This window comes from Corallococcus sp. CA053C, from assembly GCF_003611675.1.
In the GTDB taxonomy this organism is placed as follows: domain Bacteria; phylum Myxococcota; class Myxococcia; order Myxococcales; family Myxococcaceae; genus Corallococcus.
The window spans coordinates 1-5,369 of the sequence record NZ_RAWA01000541.1; the positions used below are offsets into that span (position 1 = coordinate 1).

The 5,369-nt window shown below is 67.6% G+C and carries 6 protein-coding genes and 1 pseudogene; 6 read left to right on the forward strand and 1 reads right to left on the reverse strand.

Features of this window, described 5'->3' with window-relative positions:
* From D7V97_RS45035 to D7V97_RS39455, 4 genes and pseudogenes are all read left to right on the forward strand, one after another.
* A partial coding sequence (locus tag D7V97_RS45035) for a hypothetical protein (RefSeq protein ID WP_120615731.1) occupies positions 1-451 on the forward strand: 451 nt, incomplete at its 5' end.
* 47 nt (positions 452-498) lie between these two features.
* Positions 499-1,023 carry a hypothetical protein gene (locus D7V97_RS39445; protein WP_120615735.1) on the forward strand — a complete coding sequence of 175 codons (525 nt, stop codon included), beginning with the start codon at positions 499-501 and terminating at the stop codon, positions 1,021-1,023.
* Positions 1,024-1,058: 35 nt separating this feature from the next.
* Positions 1,059-1,238 carry a hypothetical protein gene (locus tag D7V97_RS39450; RefSeq protein WP_233583523.1) on the forward strand — a complete coding sequence of 60 codons (180 nt, stop codon included), beginning with the start codon at positions 1,059-1,061 and terminating at the stop codon, positions 1,236-1,238.
* A 125-nt stretch (positions 1,239-1,363) separates the two neighbouring features.
* A pseudogene (locus D7V97_RS39455) lies at positions 1,364-2,956 on the forward strand (ISNCY family transposase).
* 13 nt (positions 2,957-2,969) lie between these two features.
* On the opposite strand, the gene D7V97_RS44390 reads toward D7V97_RS39455, so the two are convergent.
* On the reverse strand, positions 2,970-3,338 hold the full coding sequence (locus tag D7V97_RS44390; protein ID WP_147445169.1) for a hypothetical protein: 369 nt from the start codon (positions 3,336-3,338) through the stop codon (positions 2,970-2,972).
* A gap of 608 nt (positions 3,339-3,946) precedes the next feature.
* On the opposite strand from D7V97_RS44390, the gene D7V97_RS39460 reads away from it, so the two are divergent.
* Both D7V97_RS39460 and D7V97_RS39465 read left to right on the forward strand, forming a co-directional pair.
* Positions 3,947-4,648 (forward strand): site-specific DNA-methyltransferase, encoded by a 702-nt coding sequence (locus tag D7V97_RS39460; RefSeq protein WP_120615733.1) that lies wholly within the window; start codon positions 3,947-3,949, stop codon positions 4,646-4,648.
* A 167-nt stretch (positions 4,649-4,815) separates the two neighbouring features.
* Positions 4,816-5,193 (forward strand): VRR-NUC domain-containing protein, encoded by a 378-nt coding sequence (locus D7V97_RS39465; RefSeq protein ID WP_120615734.1) that lies wholly within the window; start codon positions 4,816-4,818, stop codon positions 5,191-5,193.
* Positions 5,194-5,369: the final 176 nt, after the last annotated feature.

Here is a 5,369-nt window from a genome sequence, read left to right on the forward strand (position 1 = left end):
GGCCACCGCCGAGAGGGCGCTGGCCCTGGCCCGCCCCGACGAACTCGGCCGCGCCGCCGTGCTCTACACCGTCTACTGCGGCGTCACCGGCGGGCGCTCCGCTGTGACGGGCGCCGAGCTGCCCCCGTTCGAGAAGTGCCCGATGCTGGTGCGCGCCGCGTGGCTCGCGGTCGCCCTGGCGATCAACACCCCGGTCGCGTCCGTGGTGCCGCCCGGGCCGAAGGGCACCTCGGTGGTGCCGCCCGGCCAGAAGCCGTCCATCGGCCGCGCCGTCCACTTCCAGTACGGCACGACTACGTGCGCGGCCGACATCACGGCGGTCAATGCGGACGGCACGGTCGATCTGCTGGTGAAGCCGCCGCGCACGTTGCCCTGGACGGCCATCAACGTGACCGAGGCGCCCACCTACGAGCCGAAGGACGGCCACTGGAACTGGATGCCGCGCGTCTGAGCCGCCCCTTCTTCGTGGTGCAGCTCAACCCCATCAGGAGCAGCACCATGAAGAAGTCCCTCACCCTGACCGCCGTCCTGGCGGTCGTCCTCACCGCGCCGGTGGACCTGGCCCAGTCCAGCACCGGCGCGGGCAGCAGCATCCTCGATGCTCTGCTCACCCCCACCAACGTCGGCATCGCCCTGGGCGTCGTCGCCAGCGGCGTGGGCCTCTTCTTCGGGGGCACCTGGCTCACCACGCGCCGCAAGCGCATCGTCGCCACCGTGGCCTTCCACGCCTTCCACGTGGTGGAGGACATCGCCGCGCTCGACGAGTCCGAAAACGGCTTCGACAAGGCGGCCCGGGGGCTGGAGGTGGCGGACTCCTGGATGAAGGCGAACGGCTGGCGGCCCCTCAAGCCCTGGGAGCAGGCGGCGGTGAAGCTGGAGTTCAAGTCGCTGCACGGCGCGCAGTCGGCCGAGGTGAAGGTGCGCGCGGAGGCGATGGAACTGGCGCTCGGAGCCATCGGCAGCGCCGCCGCGCTGGCGCCGGCCGTCGAGGTGGCCTCGGGCCCTTCGATGCCCCGCGGGTAGCAGTCGCCGCGGGGCTGTCGCGGGTGCTGCGTGACGTGCCGGTCCGCACCGGCTACCTGGAGGCCTCCGCCGGAGCCTCCACCCTCACGGGCGCGTACGCGCGCCTGGAGGGTGGGGCGAGGCTCCGGCACGACCTTGGCCTCTTCGCCTTCGCGGAGGCCAACCAGCGTGAGCGGATGGCAGGCGCGGGCGTACGCTGGACGTTCGGCTGGTGAAACACAGCGGCCTGTTTGAAGCGTCCGGCAGGCCGCTGTTGCAGTCGGGCTTAGTCGTTATTTTTTTCTACGCCGGCAAATACCTCCTGCTCCCTCCGGTGTTGCCACCATAGGGAGGTGGCGTCATGGCACGCACGACTGCTCACCCGCCAGCGGGCAGGCACGTGGGGCTGGAGAATCAATGTCGGCACTGTGCGGCCTGTCGAGGGCCGGTGACAGCGGACTACCGAGCTCGCCGGAACGTGGTGACGCTGGACGGGGTGGTGGCCCTCCGGGTGCAGGTACGGGTGTGCCACCGAAAGGACTGCCCCCTGTACCGCAAGGCCATCCGCTCCGAGGAAGAGGGCCGGTGGGCGCTGCCGGACCATGAGTTCGGCCTGGACGTCATTGCCCTCATTGGTGCGCTTCGGTACCAGGAGCATCGCAGCGTTCCCGAAATCCACCGGGCTTTGCGCGCCCGGGGTGTCCCTATCTCCGAGCGTAGTGTCACGAATCAGCTCGACAGGTACGACGAGTTGCTGGCGCTGAGAATGACAGACAGCCAGCGGCTTATGAGGGTAACGCGCAAGCAGGGCCGGGTGGTGCTGGCCATGGACGGGTTGCAACCCGAGGTGGGGAACGAGGTGCTGTGAGTGGTGCGCGAGTGCCTCTCGGGCGAAGTGCTGGCGGCTCGAAGTCTGCTGGGCAGTGGCGAGGAGCAGTTGGCTCCGCTCCTTCAGGAAGTGAAGGACGCGCTGGGCGTGCCCATTGCCGGAGTCATTTCGGATGGACAGCGCTCCATTCGCAACGCGGTGGCTTCCGTGTTGCCCGGCGTGCCGCACCAACCATTTCCACTACCTGCGCGAGGCAGCACGGCCGGTATACGAGGCGGACCGGCACGCCAAGAAGGAGCTGAAGAGTCACCTCCGAGGCGTGCGAAAGATTGAGCGTGCCGTCGAGGGATGCGACGACGCTCATGCCCAAGCGGTACGCGGCTACTGCGCCGCCGTGCGCAGTGCCCTGACCGACGACAGGAGGCCACCCCTGAAGCCCTCCGGATTGGAGCTCCATCGACGGGTGCAATCCATTGAAGGGAGCCTGGGCCGAGCAGAAAAAGGGGGGCGCACACCCGAGAACTGAGACGACTTCGCCAGCTGTTGCGCCAGGGACTGAGACAGACGTCCGGAATGTGGCCCCCGCTGGAGGCCGCCTACCATTGGGTAGAGCGCGCCGCCGAAATCCTCAGAAATGCCTCCGGCCAGAGGGGCTGCCACGTCAAACGTCGTATGGCCGGGCTCGTCAGCGCGCTGACTCGCTCCCTGCGGAAGACCCGCTCGCGACACCGGGCCGCGCTCGCGCATTTCCTCCTCGAGACGCACCGTTACTGGGCGGGCCTCTTTCACTGCTACGACGTGCCCGGACTGCCTCGCACGGATAATGACTTGGAGCACTTGTTTGGCAGTTGCCGCTACCATGAACGCCGAGCCTCGGGCCGGCGCCGCGGGAGCGAAGGGCTGGTGGTCCGGGGGCAGGTGCGCGTCGTCGCCGCGGTGGCCACGCGCATCGCTCCCGCCAACGGCGCAGACCTCGTGCCGAAGAACATCGCCGGATGGCAGCGTCTGCGCAGCACCCTCCAGAAGCGCTGTCATTCACGCGTGCTGGGGCGGCGCTTCCGAGCGGATCCGGGTGGCTACCTCGCCGCTCTTGAAGAGGGGCTCAGGAGGTATTTGCCGGCGTAGTTTTTTTGAAATACTATCGTGGCCGGCTCTTGCGGATGCTGTCTGTAATTACGACTGGAGTTGGTTCTGGAACTGGGAATGGCCCCAGTGTAATGAAGTCGCCCGTCCAAACGGCAATGGCGACCGCTCCGTAGATGACGTACACCCAGATGCCGTGATCTGGGTTTTCGTCGGGACACACGGCGGCCCATTCGAACTCTTCCCCCATTACGTCGATTTTGACTGGGAGTTCAGTGACGAGATCGACCAGCACATCAAAGTGCTCGGGCCTTAGGACTCTGGCAATCAGTGGCACATCTCCAAGTAGTCGCTCGTGTTTAAAGTAAAATAGTCCCCGTGTTATTTTGCCAAAGACCATTGTGACGTCGATGGGGTCTGGCATTGAAATGGCGCCGGGGACCTGGATGCCTGTCTGAGACCGGAACCAGCCTGAGCGCAGCGGGGCTTCCCAACGAGCACTTCGGCTCGCTTTTTCTGCGACGTCTTTGAAGAGCCCTGGCTTATGTGAGTGTGCCGAAATAAATATATTTCTCAGTCGCTCCTCTCGCGGGTTGAGCTCTCTCTGGCATGGCAGGCATACCCACCATGTCATTAGATTCTTGGGCTTAGGCTGACTGTAAAATCCCTTTGGGATGATGTGGTCGTCTGTGTGTGCGAGACTTGCTGAGAAAGCAGCACCACACAGACCGCAGACGGGCAGGCGCTTAGGGCGTCTCATCTCAAATCCTCTCCGTGGTTGCCCCTGTGGTTAACGTAGGGTCTTCGCTGTGCGCCACCGATGTTTACTCCGTCTATCTCTGTCAGATGCACTGTGGTCCTCGGCGAAGATGTGAAGCACGCGGAGCGTTGACGGGCAACTTCGTCACCGTGCTGCGCGCCCAGGTGGAATCAACAGAACGCTTGTGCAGCTTCCGCATGTCGTCCTGGCATCCCTCGTGCACCACGCGCGCGTGGTGCCACCCCGGCACCACTCCCCCGAGGCCCCCCAGAGTGACGCCCTACTTCCAGACCGACACCATCACCCTGTTCCACGCCGACTGCCGCGACGCACTGCCCGGACTCCCGTCCGAATCCGTGGACGTGCTGCTCTCCGACCCGCCCTACGGCATGGCCTACGAGGCGAAGGGCAGGAGCGGCGCGGCCATCCGCGCGGACGGCTCGCGCCAGGGCATGCGCGTCTTCCGCCAGGCGCTCACGTCCGCGGGCCACGCGCTGAAGCCGGACCTGCACGCCTACGTCTTCTGCCACTGGGAGAGCTGGCCGGACTTCTTCGACGCGGCGAGTGCGCACCTGCGCATCAAGGGCGCCCTCGTGTGGTGGAAGGACCGCGGCGGCATGGGCGACTGCGCTGCCGGCTACGCGCCCGACTACGAGGTGGTGTTGCACGGCGCCGGGCCGAAGCGCCGCGCGCTGACCGGCAAGCGCCACGGCGCCGTGCTCGCGGGCTACCCGCCGGTGCCCGCGCGGGCGCGGACGCACCCGACGGAGAAGCCCGTTAACCTGCTGGCCTACCTGGTCGAGCGCTCCTGCCCCAAGGGAGGCCTCGTCCTGGATCCATTCGCCGGCAGCGGGGCCACGCTCCTGGCCGCGCAGCAGCTCGGGCGACGCGCGGTGGGCGTGGAGCTCGAGGAGCGCTACTGCGAGGCCGCCGCACGCCGGTTGGAGGCGGGTGGCCTCGCTCGCGCCGCCTGACATGGCTCCGGTTTTGCCCCCTCGAATGAGGGCATGAAACCGGAACCGTCTCGGGCACGGAAGGGTACCCACGGCGTGGGCACCCTTGCCCGACCGTCGGCATCGGTGACGGTCAGCACTGGGCGCCCCTTCTGTCCTGGCATGGACAGACGCACGACAGGTGCCCGGTGAGGTGGGCGGCGCAGCGGGACGACGCGGAGCCCGCGGTGGTGAAGGCGCTGCAGCTCGCCGGGTGGACGGTGGAGCGCGTCTCGGCCCCCGGCTTCCCGGACCTGCTGTGCTGCCGGCACGGGCAGGTGGTGCTGCTGGAGGTGAAGTCGAAGGGCGGACGGATGAAGCCCGCCCAGGTGGAGCTCTACGCCCGGCTGCGCGCGGCCGGCGTCCTCGTCGCCATCGTCACCACGCCGGAGGAGGCGCTGGCGGCGGTGCGCGGGGAAGTGGGGCGCACGGCCCTGGACGTCCGGGCGGAGAAGCGCGGGCGCTCGCCGCGGGCCCGGGCGACGTCGGCGGTGAAGCCGGGCCGGGCGGCGGGTGTTGTCGGGTAGGGGTGGTAGTTGAAAAGACGACGGGCCCGACCGGGGAAGACGGTCGAGCCCGCTCAGGCCAGGAGCACCGGGAGAGGAGCCGCTGGGGACGCCAGTATACCGCCCCTGCGCGTGTGCGCAGGGGCAGGAGTCCTTCGATGCCCGCCTGTGCCCTTCATCTTCACTCCGCCCTCAGC